Source organism: Cryobacterium roopkundense, from assembly GCF_014200405.1.
Taxonomy (GTDB): domain Bacteria; phylum Actinomycetota; class Actinomycetes; order Actinomycetales; family Microbacteriaceae; genus Cryobacterium; species Cryobacterium roopkundense.
Genome location: NZ_JACHBQ010000001.1, coordinates 836,427 through 850,781 on the forward strand (window position 1 = coordinate 836,427; position 14,355 = coordinate 850,781).

Sequence of the window (14,355 nt, forward strand, 5' to 3'; positions counted from 1 at the left end):
CCAGCAATCGATAAGGGAGTAAGTCATGGCAGATCCGGAACGCGCGAGAAAAATGGCGGACCGCATCAAGGTCATCATCGCCAAGCGCCTTGAACGCGGTCTTCGTGACCCGCGCCTCGGCTTCGTGACGATCACCGACGTGAAGGTGACCGGCGACCTGCAACACGCCTCGGTCTTCTACACTGTCTACGGTTCCATCGAGGAGCGCACCGACAGTGCGGCGGCGCTCAAGGCAGCGACCGGCATGATGCGCAGCGAGGTGGGCAAGAACATCACCGCGCGGCTGACACCGTCGATCGAGTTCATCGCCGACGGGATTCCCGAGAACGCGGCGCTGATCGATGACCTGCTCCGTGAGGCGCACGAACGCGACACTGCGACCGATAACAGCAAGGGCACCGCAACGTACGCCGGCGATGCTGACCCGTACAAGAAGCCGCGTGAGTACGAGGAAGACGACGCCCTCGAAGACGACGCCGAAGCTGCACGGTAGCTCGCGGCGCCGAGCGTCCTCGCGAGGGCGGGTGGATCGTCGGCTGGACTCGTTCCAGGCCACGCACCACCCGCCCTCGCGTCGTTCCTGCTAGCCAGGAAGGGTGTACCCGCCGGACGGAGCGTTGACGGCGAGACCGTCGACGATGAGGCCAGCGAGGGCTCGTTCGCGCTGGGCGGCATCCGGCCAGAGCCCCTCGATTTCCGCAACGGTGACGGGGCGGTGCGTGGACCGGAGTTCGGCCATGATGAGACCGCGAACCTGCCGGTCACTGCCCTCGAATTTCTTCTGCACGACCTTGCGGGGACCGTCGTACGGGGGATAGCCCCTGGCTCGCCACTGGCAGGCGTCACGAATGGGACAGTCGTCGCAACGCGGATTGCGGCTCGTGCACACGACGGCGCCCAGCTCCATCGTGGCGGCGTTGAACACGGCCGCGTCCGCGCGGTCCTGCGGAAGCAGGGCCGCCATCGCATCGAGGTCGCGCGTACGGTTCGGCGGGCCAGCCTCGCCGTTTCCGTCGACCGCGCGGGCGATCACCCGTCGGGTGTTCGTGTCGACGACCGGATGCCGATGGCCATAGGCAAAGGCGGCCACGGCTCTGGCTGTGTAATCGCCGACGCCGGTGAGTGCCAGCAGGGTGTCGACGTCGTCGGGCACTCTGCCCCCGTGGAGGTCGACGATCTGTACTGCGGCCGTGTGCAACCACAGGGCGCGGCGCGGATACCCGAGGCTGGCCCAGGCACGCACGGCCTCGCTCGGCGGCACTGCGGCCAGGTGCGCCGGTGTCGGCCAGCGCTCAAGCCATTCCTCCAACCGGGGGATGACTCGGGCCACGGGGGTCTGCTGCAGCATGAACTCGCTCACCAGCACACCCCAGGCCGAGAAGCCGGCACGGCGCCACGGCAGGTCCCTGGCGTGGCCGCGGAACCACTCGGTGAGGTCGCCGCTCAGGGTGCCGTCGGTGTTGGTCATCATCGTGTTCGTCGTCACCGTGTTGGTCGTCACGGCGAGGGTCGTCAATGTGGGGGCTTCAACGTTCATCGGTTCTAACCTAGGCTCGTTTCATGAGGCTTCCCTCCACACCCCGCGTCGAGTTTCTGCGCTCACTCGCGAATGAAATCCTGCACAACTACGGCCGGGGACGCACGATCGTTGCCGTCGACGGCACGGACGCGACCGGGCGTGCTCGATTTGCCGACGACCTCGGAGCCGTACTGCGCGAAGACGACGAGCGTGCGGTCTTTCGGGCGTCCCTCGACTTCTTCCAGCGTTCCTCCGCGGAGAAGAACCGTTTCGGGCCCGGCTCGGCGGAGCGAGACTATCGCTACGGCTATGACTACTCGGCCCTTCGCAGAGTGCTCCTCGAGCCCTTCCGCATGGACGGCAGCGCGGGCTTCGTCACGGAGCACTTCGATGCCCAGAGGGACACCTGGATCGAACCGACCTGGCTGACCGCACCGGCCGATGCCATCCTCGTGCTCGACGGCAGGTTTGTACACCGCCCTGAGCTTCACGGCCTCTGGTCGTTCAGTGTCTTCCTCGAGAGCGATACCCGCGCGAGCGAGTCGCAGGCCGCAGCCGACCGCCTCTATGTCGCCGATGCGTCGCCACGGGGAAGGGCCGACGCCGTGGTCGACACGACAAATCCCGCGCTACCGAGCCGCGTTTTCTCGGACAGCTGCTAATCCCCGGTCTCTTCGTCGTGGCGGGGCCTTAGCCTGAATCCACCGGTCGACCTCTGATCGGATCCTGATTTCGTTTCGGCGAGCTTTCGGAGTTTCGGGCGTGGTTGTGGTCCGGGTCTCGCGGCCCGGGTGTTCCACTGGTGCTCCTGTTGATGTCGGTGTCGGCTGGTTGGTCAGGTGGGGGCGGGTTGTTGGGGCCGGAAGTTCTTTGTGAACAGGGCCGTCCAGGGTTTCTCCCAAGGCCAGTGTTCGGGCAGGTGCAATGTCACGCGCCGCGCCGAGGTTGAGATTCGTGCGGGGACGCTGACAAGTTTCCGGCGGATCGTTGCGGTGGTCGATCGGCTGAGACCGTTTCCCGCGATCGTCGCGGCGGCGCGGGTGAGGTTAAACGCCATGACGGCCATGACCAGCCAGGCGGCGTTGGCGGTGAATACACCGGAGGGTAGGTGCGCCAGGGCGCTGCTTTTGAGGTCGGAATTCACGAGCTCGATCGCCGCGTGGGCGCGGTGGGTTTTGTCGGCGGTGACGGTGTCGAGGGTGCTGGTGGTGAAAAAGGCGTGGAATCGGTGGGTGTCGAACAGGGTTGGCTGGTCGAGGTTTTTCTTGTTCAGTTCCGGGATCCGCCGCACGGCCAAGCGCCCGGTGATGTGCTCGCTCTTCTTGCGCGAGGTGAACGCGGTGAACGGGACCTCGGCGACTTCGGCGTTACTGATCCATGTTTTGCTGCCTTCGTCATAGATGGCGTTGGTGTATTCAATTGCGGTCCAGGCAGCGCCGGGGATCGTTCCGATCGCTCGTTTGATGGCGGGGTCCATCCGGGCAGTGACCGAAACGTCGGCGCCGGCTTTGAGGGCTGCGCTGATGGAGGCGTGCCCGTAGAACGCTGAGTCGGCACGAAAGAGCACGCGTGCTTTTCCCGCTCCGCGGAGCCGTTTGATCGTGGCGAGGGCGTCACGGATCAGACGGGCCGCGCCGCGCGGTGATCCGCAGGCACCGCGCCGGAGTCGCTGGCCGATGATGATCGGCGCCGATACGTCCGTCTTGACTGTCGCGAGGATCGCGTTGAGGCCGCGCACCCCGGAGTACCCGTAGCCGGAGCCTTCCTTCTGGTGGCCGTGAACTTCGATGATGGTGTCGTCGACGTCGAGGAACATGTAGCCGTCGGTGTCGTGCACGAGCAACGGAGTTTCCGCGGCCAGGCCCCGCACGAAGCGGGAAGCGACGGCGTCGAGCTGCCGGACGTGACCGAACGTGAACGCGCGCAGAAACGACCCCAACGTTGACGGCGCGTAGCAGTTGCTGAAGATTTTCCGCATGCCGCCGTGACGAAGAATGGCGAGGTCGTCGATGGAGTCCGCGCCGGCGACCATGCCGCCGACCAGAGACGTGACTTTCAGACCGGCGTTGGCGCCCTTGTCGGTGGGGACGCTCAGCCACTGATCGGCCAAGGTCGCCAACCCCGCACGGGCGGCTAATTTCATGATCGGGACCAAGCCCGCCGACGACACGAGATTCGGGTCGGTGAATGATGCAGAAACGGCGCGGTTGGTGTGGGAAACTTGCATCTACGAGATGCTCCTCTGGTTGGTAAATCTGAACTCTTGACAAGTCCTAATTTACCTGATCAGATGGGCATTCTCGGTTTAACGCGCCGTCAGATCTCGATCCCGATCGGTGGATTCAGGCTTAGAGAGCAGCGAATCGGGCCAGAACTTGGGCGGGGGTGAGGTGCGTGCCGCTCGCTTCGACTTCGTGCACGAGAGCCGTGAGCAAGGCGTTGATCGGCGCCGGCAGGCCGGCGAGAGCGGCCTCGCGCACGACTGCACCGTTGAGGTAGTCGATCTCGGTGCGCTGCCCGCGGTTGAGGCTCTGCAGTGTGGAGCCGAGGTTGGGCACGCCTCCCATCCGGGCGCGCATGCGCAGGGGCAGGACCTGGCCGGCCCAGAGCGGCAGATGGGAGAACAGGCGCAGGCGTCGGTTGGAGAGCTTCTGCAGCGACCCGAAGCGCACGCCTCGCTTCACGGCACTCTGCACGGTCTCGCGCATGCTGGCCGTCAGTACGCGTCGGAGCGGCGCGCTGCCGACGACATCCTGAACGCTCAGACCCGTGATCGCGGGCAGGGCGTTGAGCATGTTGACCACGAGCTTTGTCCACTGCGCGCCAACGAAATTATCCAGTGAGCGGGTGTGAAGCGCTGGGCCGAGAATGGCCTGCCAACGCAGGGTCGTGCCGTCGACGGCACCCGTGCCGCGCCCCAGATAGCTCGGGGCGACGGTGGTTACCGTCACGTGCCCCGGTTCCGTGTAATTCGCGGCCACAATCACGAGCAGTCCGAAGCAGTCAGAGTTGGGGAGGATCCGTTCGGCGGTGCGCACTCCGTCGAGGCCGTTCTGCACGACGATCACGGGGCATCCGTTGAGCAACTCGGCATTGTCGGTAATGGCCCGCTCGGCGTCCTGGGCCTTGGTGCACACGAGCGCCAGCTCCGGAGTCTCCGTGAGTCGTTCGAGGGCGCGCGGATGCGCGTGTGAATCACCGAAACCGCCCGTCAAACGGATGCCGTCGGCCCGTATCGCGGAGAGCGCGGCACCTCTGGCGGTCACGGTGACGTCATGTCCCGCGCCCTCAAGCAGGGTCGCGAAGAGCCCGCCCAGGGCGCCCGCGCCGATCACCGCTATCCTCACGGCTCACATACTACGGCCCGAGACGCTGGCCCGAGACCCACGGTCGGCGCTGGTAAACTCGAAAGGTGACCAGCGGCCTTCTCCTCATTGACAAGGCGCAGGGCTGGACCAGCCATGACGCCGTAGCCCGAACGCGCCGACTTGCCGGTACGCGCAAGGTCGGCCATGCCGGCACCCTCGATCCGATGGCGACGGGCCTGCTCGTGCTCGGCGTCAACAGCTCCACCCGGCTGCTCACATTCGTGGTCGGCCTCGACAAGGAATATCTGGCCACGATCCGCCTGGGCGCCGCAACGACCACTGATGACGCTGAGGGTGAGGAAATCACCCGCTCCCCGGCCGAGGCCGTTGCCGCCATCCATGCGGAGGCGATCGCGGCGGGCATCGCCGCCCTGACCGGCGATATCAGTCAGCAGCCCAGCGCCGTGAGCGCCATCAAGGTCGACGGCAAGCGTGCCTACGCCAGGGTTCGTGCGGGCGAAGACGTGCAACTGGCCGAGCGGCCCGTCACGGTGAGTTCCTTCGAGCTTCTCTCGAGCACGTCGGTCGACGGTTTCCTCGACCTTGACGTTCGCGTCACCTGCGGGTCCGGTACGTACATTCGCGCCCTGGCACGCGACCTCGGCGCAGGACTCGGCGTGGGCGCCCACCTCACTCGCCTGCGTCGCACGCGCATCGGCCCGTTTCGCATTGAAGACGCGTGCCTGCTCGACGATCTGGATGTGGCCACCGCCATCATCTCTCCCACGGATGCCGCCACTCGCGTGCTCGACCGGCTCGACCTCAGCGCGCAGCAGGCCATCGATCTCGGTCACGGGAAGCGCATCGCGGTCACTGTGGTGCCGGGTCACAGCGGCCCCATCGCCGCCATCGCCCCGGACGGACGCCTCGTGGGACTCGTCGAGGTGCGGGGCACGACGGCCAAGTCCATCCTCAATTTTCCGGCGGACGAGCCCGCCGTTCCTGCAACGCCCGTCACGCCCGCCGACGCTTCGGGGGAGTCGGCATGATCGAGTGGCTCACCTGGCTGCAACTGGCCGTCGCCGTACCGGCCGGGCTGCTCTGCGTGGCCCTCGGCCTGGCCGGCCGCAAGCCGAGCGACCTCACGATGGGAGCAACGGCGCTCGTCGAGTTGCTCCTGCTCGTGCAGCTCGTGACCGCGATAGTCGCGCCGCTCGTGGGCAACGAGCCCACCGGAAGCGTGCTCGAGTTCTACACCTACCTGATCAGCGCCATCCTCCTTCCGGTCGCCGCGGGGTTCTGGGCTCTCATCGAGCGCAGCCGCTGGAGCACGGTTATTCTGGGCGTCGCCTGCCTGTCCGTCGCCGTAATGCTTTATCGCATGCTGCAGATCTGGACGGTGCAGGGGCTATGAGCCGGGCCGCGAACCGGTATCTGAAGCGGTGTCGGCGCGGCGCGGAAACTGCGATAATTACCAAGCGATGACAGAACAGCAGACCGAATCGACGGCCCGAACCAGACGAGTGACCGGCATCGGGCGACTCCTGATTGCCGTCTACGGGCTGCTCGCCCTCGCCGCTACCGGCCGTTCATTCGTGCAGATCGTGGAGACCTTCGACGACGCGCCGCTCTCGTACTCGCTGTCTGCCGCGGCCGCCGTCGTCTACATCGTGGCGACCATCGCGCTGACCCAGCGCAGCGCGGCCTGGTACCGCGTGGCCTGGATCACGATCAGCTTCGAACTTCTCGGCGTGCTCGTGGTGGGTGCGCTCAGCCTGCTCTATCCGGAGCTCTTCCAGCACAAGACTGTGTGGTCGGTGTTTGGCCGCGGCTACGGATTCGTGCCTCTTGTGCTGCCGATCCTCGGCATGTGGTGGCTCTCGAGGCACCCCGTTCGTGCCGCTAGCCGCGAGAGTGCCTCGTGAAGACCCTCTACGGCGTCGCGTCAGTGCCGGCCGAATGGCCCGCCTCCGCGGTGTGCATCGGCAAATTCGACGGGGTGCACGCCGGGCACCGCGCCGTCATAGGCGGGCTGAAGACCCTCGCCCAGGAGCACGGCCTGGCGGCGGTCGTCGTGACCTTCGATCGGCATCCGCTCGCGTTGCTGGCCCCGGAGGCGTGCCCCGAAGCGCTCGTGAGCACCGAGCAGAAGCTCGGACTCCTGGCCGACACCGGGGTGGACGCCACCGTCGTGCTCGAGTTCACGCGAGCGCTCGCAGCCCTGCCCCCCGAGGAATTCGTCGACAGCATTCTCGTGCGCGCCCTGCGCACCCGATTCGTGCTGGTCGGGCGAGATTTTCGCTTCGGTGCCGGCGGTGCAGGCGACGTCGATCTGCTGCGACGCCTCGGTCTGAAGTTCGGCTTCGACGTGCGCCTGATCGACGATGTCAAACCCCACCACGATCGTCGAGTGTCGTCGACCTGGATTCGAGACCTGCTGAGGAGCGGTGACGTGCAAACAGCAACAGACCTACTCGGGCACGTGCCCACAGTGCGCGGACTTGTGGTGCACGGCGCCGCCCGCGGCCGCGAACTCGGCTTTCCGACGGCGAATCTGGCAGCGGATGCCGAGGGCTTCACCCCCGCGGACGGGGTCTACGCCGGGTGGCTGACCGACGCCGGAATCCGGTATCCGGCCGCCATCTCCGTGGGCAACAACCCGACCTTCGAGGGGATCGAGAGGCGCCAGGTCGAGGCCTACGTGCTGGATGAGACCGACCTCGACCTCTACGACCATGTCGTCGATGTGGCCTTCGTCGAGCGGATTCGCGGCATGGTGGCATATTCGGGCATCGAGCCGCTGATCGAGCAGATCCGTGACGATGTGCAGCGCGTGCGCGGCATCCTGACCGATCCGCAGCGAACCGTTTAGCGTCCACCGAGAGACCAACCGACCGGTTACCCCAGTTCGGGGGTGAGTGTGGCGTTCTCCACCGGCATGGAGGCGGCTCCATGGTCGGGTGCGTAGAGTGGGGCGTGGCCAGGGGGGCAGGGGTCACGCTTCTGTGTCGCCCGGACGGGCAAGACCGAGGATCACAGGGGTAGTGACCATGAACGACGATTACGACGCAACGCCCGGACGGGCTCGACGGCTCGGGGGAGCCCTCGGAGCATTCTTCGGGCTGATCACGATGAGCTCGGTTGCCGCCCTGCTCGTGACGGTCGCCGTCACACCCGCACTGGCTCTTTCCGGCATGACGGCCACGAACACCATCAACATGTTCGAGAACCTGCCCAGCTATCTCGCCCTCCAACAGCTCTCCCAGAAGAGCAATATCTATGCCCGCCAGGCCGACGGAACTCCCGTGCTGATGGCCTCGTTCTACGAGCAGAATCGCGTTGAGGTGGCAACTGACGCCATCAGCCCCTTCGTCAAGGACGCCGTCGTCTCCAGTGAGGACCCGCGCTTTCTCGAGCACGGTGGCATCGACCTGCAGGGGACCGTAAATGGAGCGATCACCACCTTCGCCGGCGGCGACACGCGAGGCGGGTCCTCCATCACCCAGCAGTATGTGAAGAACGTTCTCGTACAGAAATGCGAGGCGATGGCCGACGCCGAAGAAAGCGGCACCTGCTACGCGAGCGCCATCGAGATCTCGGCCAATCGTAAGCTGAAGGAAATGCGAATGGCTATCGGAATGGAGAAGGAATACTCCAAGGACGACATCCTGCGCGGGTACCTCAACATCACGGGGTTCGGTGGCACCGTCTACGGCATCGAGGCCGCAGCAAACTACTACTACGCCACGAGCGCAGCCGGCCTGACCCTGCCGCAGGCCGCAAGCCTCGTCGCCATCGTGAACAACCCGGTGCGGTATCAGCTCGACCGCCCGGCGAGTGAAACGAATGGCGCAGCTAACGGCTACGCCGACAATAAGGAGCGCCGCGACTACATCCTCGGCGAGATGCTCCAGTACGAGAAGATCACCCTCGCCGACCACGACGCCGCGGTCGCCGCCCCGATCGAGCCGGTCATCACGCCGCCGAGCACGGGCTGTCAGACCGCCGGAGACAACGCCTTCTTCTGCGACTATGTCACGCACATACTCAAGTCTGATCCAACGTTCGGCGAGGACGAGGACGCCCGCATGGCGAACTTCCGTCTCGGCGGCTACAACGTGTACACGAGCCTCGACCTTGAACTGCAGGCGGCTGCCGTCGACACGATGAACCGGAACGTGCCCAAGACCTATTCACGCGGCAACATCGGTGCCGTCATCTCGAGCGTGCAGGTCGGCACCGGTCGCGTGCTCGCCATGACGCAGAACAAGGACTACAGCCAGGATCCCGAGGTGCAGGCGACCGGCGCCAACTACACAGGTATCAACTACAACACCGACTTCGACGAGGGCGGATCCCTCGGATTCCAGCCGGGATCGACGTACAAGGTGTTCACCCTCGCGGAATGGCTCAGTGAGGGCCATGCACTCGGGGAGCGGGTTGATTCGGCGCGAAAGGCCAACTGGGGCAACTTTCGGGACAGCTGCCTCGGCACCCAGAATTACGACCGTCAGGACTTCAACCCGCGTAACGACGCGAACGAGCCCGGCACGAACTACACAGCGCTCGAGTCCACCAGGAGATCGATCAACACCGGCTTCATTGGTATGGCCAAGCAGCTCGACCTCTGCGGTATCAAGGAGACGGCTGAGGCCTTCGGTGTGCACCGTGCCGACGGCGCTCTCTTGGGCCAGAACGCCGCGGCCGTGATCGGAACGAATGAGATCGCCCCCCTCACGATGGCCGTGGCCTTCGCCGGCATCGCCAACAACGGTGTGACCTGCAGCGCCGTCGCGATTGACCAGATCATCGGAGCCGACGGGGCCGAGCTTCCGGTTCCGCAGTCGGCCTGTGAGACCTCGGTCGAGCCGTTCGTCGCGGCCGGAATGACCTATGCCATGCAGCAGGTCATGACAGCCGGTACGGCCAATGAGTCCTATCGCAACACCTCGCCGCGCGTTCCGATGATCGGCAAGACCGGAACCACCGACTCCGGCGCCGACACCTGGATGACCGGCGCGAGCAGCAAGGTTGCCACCGTGGCCGGCGTCGTGAGCGTGACGGGAAAGCTGAGCCAGCGCAGACTGGAGTTCGCCAGCGGCGATGTGCAGACCGCGCGGCACCGGATGTGGCCCGACGTGATGAGTGTCGCCAACGCGAAGTACGGCGGTGACGGCTTTGCGGAGGCCACATCGGCTGTGATCAACGGCGTTCCGGTGTCGGTTCCCGACGTGCGCGGCATGCAGCTCGCCCAGGCCCAGTCCACTATCGAGGGTGCCGGATTCGGCTTTGCCGACGGCGGCGTCACTGACTCCGACATGCCTGTGGGCACGGTGGTTCGGTCGGATCCGACCGGCAGCAGCTTCCGGGGCACCACGATTACCGTCTTTACGAGCAGCGGAACCCCGGAAGTGGTGGAAGAGCCGAGCCCTGCCCCCGAAGATCCGCCGGCGGATGACGGGGGTGGCGTCGTGCCGGAGGTGCCGCCCACCGAGCGTGGCCGGCGAGGCTGACGGCCAGCACCCGCGGGCGACTACTCTGGCACAAGGCGATTGAATGAGGAGCGGCATGGCACAGCAGGAACGGGCGATCGAAACGCGCGCCGCAATCATCAGGGGAGCCGCGGCGGCCTTTCAGGAACGCGGCTACGGCAGCACTTCCCTCGCCCAGGTCAGTGCCGCAGCCGGCGTCACCAAGGGCGCGCTGTACTTTCACTTCGATTCCAAGGAAGCACTCGCGATCGCCATCATCGAGGCGCAGCACGAGGCATCCGCTGCAATCGGTCGCACGCTCCTCGACGAGAACGTGCCGGGACTGCGCGCCATCCTCATCATGTCCCTCGAGCTCGCCCGCCAGCTGCACCAGGACCCAATCGTCAGTGCCGGCGTGCGCCTCACCATTGAGGCTGCGAACTTTGAGACGCCCGTTGCTGGCCCTTACCTCGACTGGATGGCCGCTTGCGAGGAGTATCTGCGCCGCGGGATCGCCGAGGGCGACATCTCGCCCTCCATCGACGTGTGTGCGATGGGCCACTTCATCATCTCCGCCTTCACCGGCGTGCAGGTTGTCTCCGACGTGCTTACCGGGCGGGACGACATCGAAGACCGCCTGATTGAGATGTGGGCCGTCATCATGCCCTCCCTCGTTCCGGCCGACCGGTGGGACGAGTTGAAAGACCTGCCGACCCGTATCCGCCAGGAACGCGCCGCGGCGTGAGGATCTCTCCCCGCAGAGTGCGGGTATGAGCGCGGCCCGGAGCCTCGTCTTTGGTCGAGGTCTGGCGCTTGTGGGCATTCTGCTCGTGGCCGCGAACATGCGCACCGCAGTCGCGGCGCTCTCGCCGATTGCGACTCGAATCGACGCGGACATCCCGCTGGACGTCGTGACCCTCGGCGTGCTCGGCATGCTACCGCCGGTCTGCTTCGCTGTTTTTGGCATCTTTGCGCCCGTGTTCGCCCGCAGTCTCGGGCTCGAACGGCTGCTGGTCGTCGCCCTCCTCGCCCTCCTCGTCGGACACCTGGCTCGAGGATTGTCGGTGTCCCTTACCGGCCTGTTGCTGGGAAGTGCGATCACCTTTGCCGGACTCGGCATCGGAAACGTGCTCCTGCCGCCCCTCGTCAAGAAGTATTTCCCCGACCGGGTCGGACTGATGACCTCGTTGTACGTTCTCGTGGTGTCGTTGAGTGCGCTAATTCCGCCGCTCGTCGCCGTACCCGTAGCGGATGCCTTCGGCTGGCGGATGTCGCTCGGCATGTGGATGGTGCTGTCCCTGCTCGCCCTCGTGCCGTGGATCACCATGATCGTGCGCCATCGCACGGAAAAACTGCCGAATCCTGTGGTGGAGGAGGCCGACTCGGCCGTGCTCGGTCGCATCTGGGGATCATCCATCGCTTGGGCCATCGCGCTCGTCTTCGCCATGAGTTCGCTCAATGCCTATGCCTTCTTCGCCTGGCTGCCGCAACTGCTCATCGATACGGCGGGGGTGAGCGCCGCCCAGGCGGGCACTCTGCTGGCCGTCTACGCCGGCATGGGGATTCCGTGCGCGCTCGTGATCCCCGTGCTCACGGCCCGCATGAAGAACGTTGGCGTGCTGATCTACGTGGGGGTCGCCCTCTTCATCGCCGGTGACCTGGGACTGCTGCTGGCGCCGGGCACGCTTACGTGGCTCTGGGTGGTCTGTGCCGGGCTCGGGCCGCTCTTCTTCCCCCTCGCTCTCGTGCTGATCAACCTGCGCACCCGCACGCACACGGGCTCGGTGGCGCTCAGCGGATTCGTTCAGAGCATCGGCTACACGATCGGCGCCTTCGGCCCACTCGTTTTCGGTTTGCTGCACGAGGCGAGCGGTGGCTGGACCTGGCCGTTGCTGTTCCTGCTCGCCACGGCGTGTGCCGTGCCGATTGCTGCCGCGGTAATCTCCCGCCCGCATATGCTCGAGGACGATCTGAACCGGCCCCGTTAGTCGGCTGGCCGGCTTAGGCTTCTGGCACGAGCGACGCGCGGTGCACCAGGGCCGCCGCCCCGATGAGCGGGCCGTCGCCCGAGAGGGCTGACGGCACGACGCGTACCCGCCGGGCGTAGTCGAACTCGGTGCGAAGCGCGATTGACGCGCGCGCGAAAGAGAAGAGATCTGGTGTGACCTGGGCGAATCCGCCACCGATGGTGACGATATCGAGGTCGAGCAGCGTCGTGGCGGATGCAATGGCCTGCCCGAGTGCCCGACCACTGCGTGCGATCGCCCGCGCGGCCACGGGGTCGCCGGCGGAATACGCCGCGCCGAGGTCTTCACCGCTGTGCCCGGTCCAGCCTTGGGCGCGCGCCCAAGCCACCGTGCGGGGACCCGATGCCACGGCCTCGAGGCAGCCGGTGCCGCCGCAGGCGCAGGGATCGTCGAAGCCGCCGACCTCTATGTGGCCGATGTGCCCGGCATTGCCGGTGGGCCCGCTGACAGTGTTACCGCCCAGGATGAGTCCGCCCCCGACGCCCGTCGACACGACCATGCCCATCACGTTGTCGAATCCGCGCGCCGCCCCCACCCAGTGTTCGGCAAGCGTGATGCACAGCCCGTCCATGCGCAGGCGTACCGGTACTCCTGGCATGAGGGAGTGCACGAGGTCCCTCAGGGGAAAACCCCGCCAGACCGGAAGGTTGAGCGGCGAGACCGCGCCGTCCAGCAGGCTGATCGGGCCTGCGCAGCCGATGCCGACACCGAGCAGCACGGATTCGTACGGCAGGGCGGCGAGGGTGAGCGCCACCACCTGGGTGACCGCATCGGCGAGATTGGCGCTCGTCGCGAGCGGTCCAGTGCCGGCCCGATGGCGGGAATTCGGTACGACCACACCGAGGGTGTCGACGAGGGCGGCTTCGACCTTGGTCCCGCCGATATCGATGGCGAGCACTGGAGTCAGTGGTGGGTTGCGCATGCTGAGAGCCTAGGCTGTGCCCACAGGCTCATCAGGTGCTCATGTGAGCAATATCTACAACACCTGTTGTTTCAGTGCGTGCGGCAATCTAGGCTGGAATTCCACGCGGAACCCGGAAGGCACGCACACATGAGTGACATCGATGAGCTACTTTCCATTCGGGCGGCCGAGCTCTACTACGAGGAAAACCAGACCCAGGACGAAATCGGTGTCATCCTGCGGATCACCCGGTGGAAGGTCGGCCGTCTTCTCGCCCAGGCAAAGGCAAACGGATTCATTCGGATCGAGATCGTGCACCCGCGGGCCCGCCGGCTGCCCATCGAGCGGCGTCTGCGCGAGGCCACCAGCCTGACCGACGTCATCGTCGTATCGTCTGCCGGTGTGTCGAGCGACGAAGAGTTGCAGTCCCGAACGGCCCAGGCCGCGGCGGACTATCTCACCGGCCTGCGACCGATTCCGCGGACCCTCGGTATCAGTTGGGGACGCACCCTCCACGACGTGTCCGTGAACCTCAAGCCAGGATGGGCTCCTGGCGTCAACGTCGTGCAGATCAACGGCGGTGTCAGCCTCAATCAGCGCACCGGAACGGCGGCGGCCACCGCGGTTACGATCGCCCAGAAGGCCAACGGTTCAGCCACGCTTCTGCCGAGCCCCGCCATATTCGAACGTCGGGAAACCAAGCGTGCCATCGAGGCGGACCGCACGGTGGCCGCCGTTCTCGACCTCGGCGCAAACGCCTCCGCCTACCTGTACAGCGCCGGTCAGGCCGACGAGAACTCCGCTCTTGTAGACAGCGGCTACCTCACCGTCGACCAGATCACTGAGCTCGTGCGAAAGGGAGCCGTCGGCGACATCGTCGGTCGGTACATCGACAAGAACGGCCGGATCGTCGATCGCGACCTCGACGAGCGTACGGTCGGTATTCAGCTCGAGCAGCTGCGGCGTGCCCGCACGGCGATCGCGGTCATCTCCGGACGAGCAAAACATGAAATCGCCCGCGCCGTCGTTGGCAGCGGCCTGTGCACGGTCCTCGTGACGGACGAGGACACGGCCCACGCCCTTCTCGGCGACCACGACTAGGTGCAACGCCCCCTGATTTCACCTGCCC

General features: G+C 65.9%; 14 protein-coding genes. 10 read left to right on the plus strand and 4 right to left on the minus strand.

Annotated features, from left to right (window positions below):
• The first annotated feature begins 25 nt into the window (after positions 1–25).
• Positions 26–493, plus strand: coding sequence for a 30S ribosome-binding factor RbfA (rbfA, locus tag BJ997_RS03920; protein WP_035836389.1), 468 nt, complete (start codon positions 26–28; stop codon positions 491–493).
• 90 nt (positions 494–583) lie between these two features.
• Here the strand turns inward: rbfA and BJ997_RS03925 are convergent, their stop codons facing one another.
• Positions 584–1,468: an HhH-GPD family protein gene (locus BJ997_RS03925; RefSeq protein WP_035836413.1), complete on the minus strand. Its 885-nt coding sequence runs from the start codon at positions 1,466–1,468 to the stop codon at positions 584–586.
• 92 nt (positions 1,469–1,560) lie between these two features.
• Between BJ997_RS03925 and BJ997_RS03930 the strand changes: the two genes are divergently transcribed.
• Positions 1,561–2,181 carry a nucleoside/nucleotide kinase family protein gene (locus BJ997_RS03930; RefSeq protein WP_035836388.1) on the plus strand — a complete coding sequence of 207 codons (621 nt, stop codon included), beginning with the start codon at positions 1,561–1,563 and terminating at the stop codon, positions 2,179–2,181.
• A gap of 173 nt (positions 2,182–2,354) precedes the next feature.
• Here the strand turns inward: BJ997_RS03930 and BJ997_RS03935 are convergent, their stop codons facing one another.
• Positions 2,355–3,746, minus strand: a complete 1,392-nt coding sequence (locus BJ997_RS03935) for an IS1380 family transposase (protein ID WP_035841060.1) — start codon at positions 3,744–3,746, stop codon at positions 2,355–2,357.
• Positions 3,747–3,867: 121 nt separating this feature from the next.
• Positions 3,868–4,866, minus strand: coding sequence for a ketopantoate reductase family protein (locus tag BJ997_RS03940; protein ID WP_035835285.1), 999 nt, complete (start codon positions 4,864–4,866; stop codon positions 3,868–3,870).
• Between the two features lie 65 nt (positions 4,867–4,931).
• Between BJ997_RS03940 and truB the strand changes: the two genes are divergently transcribed.
• The 7 genes from truB (at position 4,932) to BJ997_RS03975 (ending at position 12,286) form a co-directional block, all read left to right on the plus strand.
• Positions 4,932–5,876: a tRNA pseudouridine(55) synthase TruB gene (gene truB / locus BJ997_RS03945; protein WP_035835286.1), complete on the plus strand. Its 945-nt coding sequence runs from the start codon at positions 4,932–4,934 to the stop codon at positions 5,874–5,876.
• Positions 5,873–6,241, plus strand: coding sequence for a hypothetical protein (locus tag BJ997_RS03950; protein WP_035835287.1), 369 nt, complete (start codon positions 5,873–5,875; stop codon positions 6,239–6,241). Before truB ends, BJ997_RS03950 begins: the two co-directional genes overlap by 4 nt.
• A gap of 67 nt (positions 6,242–6,308) precedes the next feature.
• Positions 6,309–6,752, plus strand: coding sequence for a hypothetical protein (locus BJ997_RS03955; RefSeq protein WP_035835288.1), 444 nt, complete (start codon positions 6,309–6,311; stop codon positions 6,750–6,752).
• Entirely contained in the window at positions 6,749–7,699 is a 951-nt protein-coding gene (locus BJ997_RS03960) for a bifunctional riboflavin kinase/FAD synthetase (protein WP_035835289.1), read from the plus strand. Before BJ997_RS03955 ends, BJ997_RS03960 begins: the two co-directional genes overlap by 4 nt.
• A gap of 178 nt (positions 7,700–7,877) precedes the next feature.
• Entirely contained in the window at positions 7,878–10,340 is a 2,463-nt protein-coding gene (locus BJ997_RS03965) for a transglycosylase domain-containing protein (RefSeq protein ID WP_236628803.1), read from the plus strand.
• A gap of 55 nt (positions 10,341–10,395) precedes the next feature.
• Positions 10,396–11,043, plus strand: coding sequence for a ScbR family autoregulator-binding transcription factor (locus BJ997_RS03970; protein ID WP_035835290.1), 648 nt, complete (start codon positions 10,396–10,398; stop codon positions 11,041–11,043).
• Positions 11,044–11,068: 25 nt separating this feature from the next.
• Positions 11,069–12,286: an MFS transporter gene (locus tag BJ997_RS03975; RefSeq protein WP_035835291.1), complete on the plus strand. Its 1,218-nt coding sequence runs from the start codon at positions 11,069–11,071 to the stop codon at positions 12,284–12,286.
• 13 nt (positions 12,287–12,299) lie between these two features.
• Here the strand turns inward: BJ997_RS03975 and BJ997_RS03980 are convergent, their stop codons facing one another.
• Positions 12,300–13,247: an ROK family protein gene (locus BJ997_RS03980; RefSeq protein ID WP_035835292.1), complete on the minus strand. Its 948-nt coding sequence runs from the start codon at positions 13,245–13,247 to the stop codon at positions 12,300–12,302.
• Positions 13,248–13,376: 129 nt separating this feature from the next.
• Here BJ997_RS03980 and BJ997_RS03985 point away from each other — a divergent pair, with 129 nt between their 5' ends.
• Entirely contained in the window at positions 13,377–14,327 is a 951-nt protein-coding gene (locus BJ997_RS03985; protein WP_035835293.1) for a sugar-binding transcriptional regulator, read from the plus strand.
• The last annotated feature ends 28 nt before the right edge of the window (positions 14,328–14,355 follow it).

What these genes read in the sequence shown, in the direction of transcription:
- rbfA (WP_035836389.1), top strand. Translation starts at nt 26, where the DNA reads ATGGCAGATCCGGAACGCGCGAGAAAAATGGCGGACCGCATCAAGGTC.
- BJ997_RS03925 (WP_035836413.1), bottom strand. Translation starts at nt 1,468, where the DNA reads ATGACCAACACCGACGGCACCCTGAGCGGCGACCTCACCGAGTGGTTC.
- BJ997_RS03930 (WP_035836388.1), top strand. Translation starts at nt 1,561, where the DNA reads ATGAGGCTTCCCTCCACACCCCGCGTCGAGTTTCTGCGCTCACTCGCG.
- BJ997_RS03935 (WP_035841060.1), bottom strand. Translation starts at nt 3,746, where the DNA reads ATGCAAGTTTCCCACACCAACCGCGCCGTTTCTGCATCATTCACCGAC.
- BJ997_RS03950 (WP_035835287.1), top strand. Translation starts at nt 5,873, where the DNA reads ATGATCGAGTGGCTCACCTGGCTGCAACTGGCCGTCGCCGTACCGGCC.
- BJ997_RS03955 (WP_035835288.1), top strand. Translation starts at nt 6,309, where the DNA reads ATGACAGAACAGCAGACCGAATCGACGGCCCGAACCAGACGAGTGACC.
- BJ997_RS03965 (WP_236628803.1), top strand. Translation starts at nt 7,878, where the DNA reads ATGAACGACGATTACGACGCAACGCCCGGACGGGCTCGACGGCTCGGG.
- BJ997_RS03970 (WP_035835290.1), top strand. Translation starts at nt 10,396, where the DNA reads ATGGCACAGCAGGAACGGGCGATCGAAACGCGCGCCGCAATCATCAGG.
- BJ997_RS03975 (WP_035835291.1), top strand. Translation starts at nt 11,069, where the DNA reads ATGAGCGCGGCCCGGAGCCTCGTCTTTGGTCGAGGTCTGGCGCTTGTG.
- BJ997_RS03980 (WP_035835292.1), bottom strand. Translation starts at nt 13,247, where the DNA reads ATGCGCAACCCACCACTGACTCCAGTGCTCGCCATCGATATCGGCGGG.
- BJ997_RS03985 (WP_035835293.1), top strand. Translation starts at nt 13,377, where the DNA reads ATGAGTGACATCGATGAGCTACTTTCCATTCGGGCGGCCGAGCTCTAC.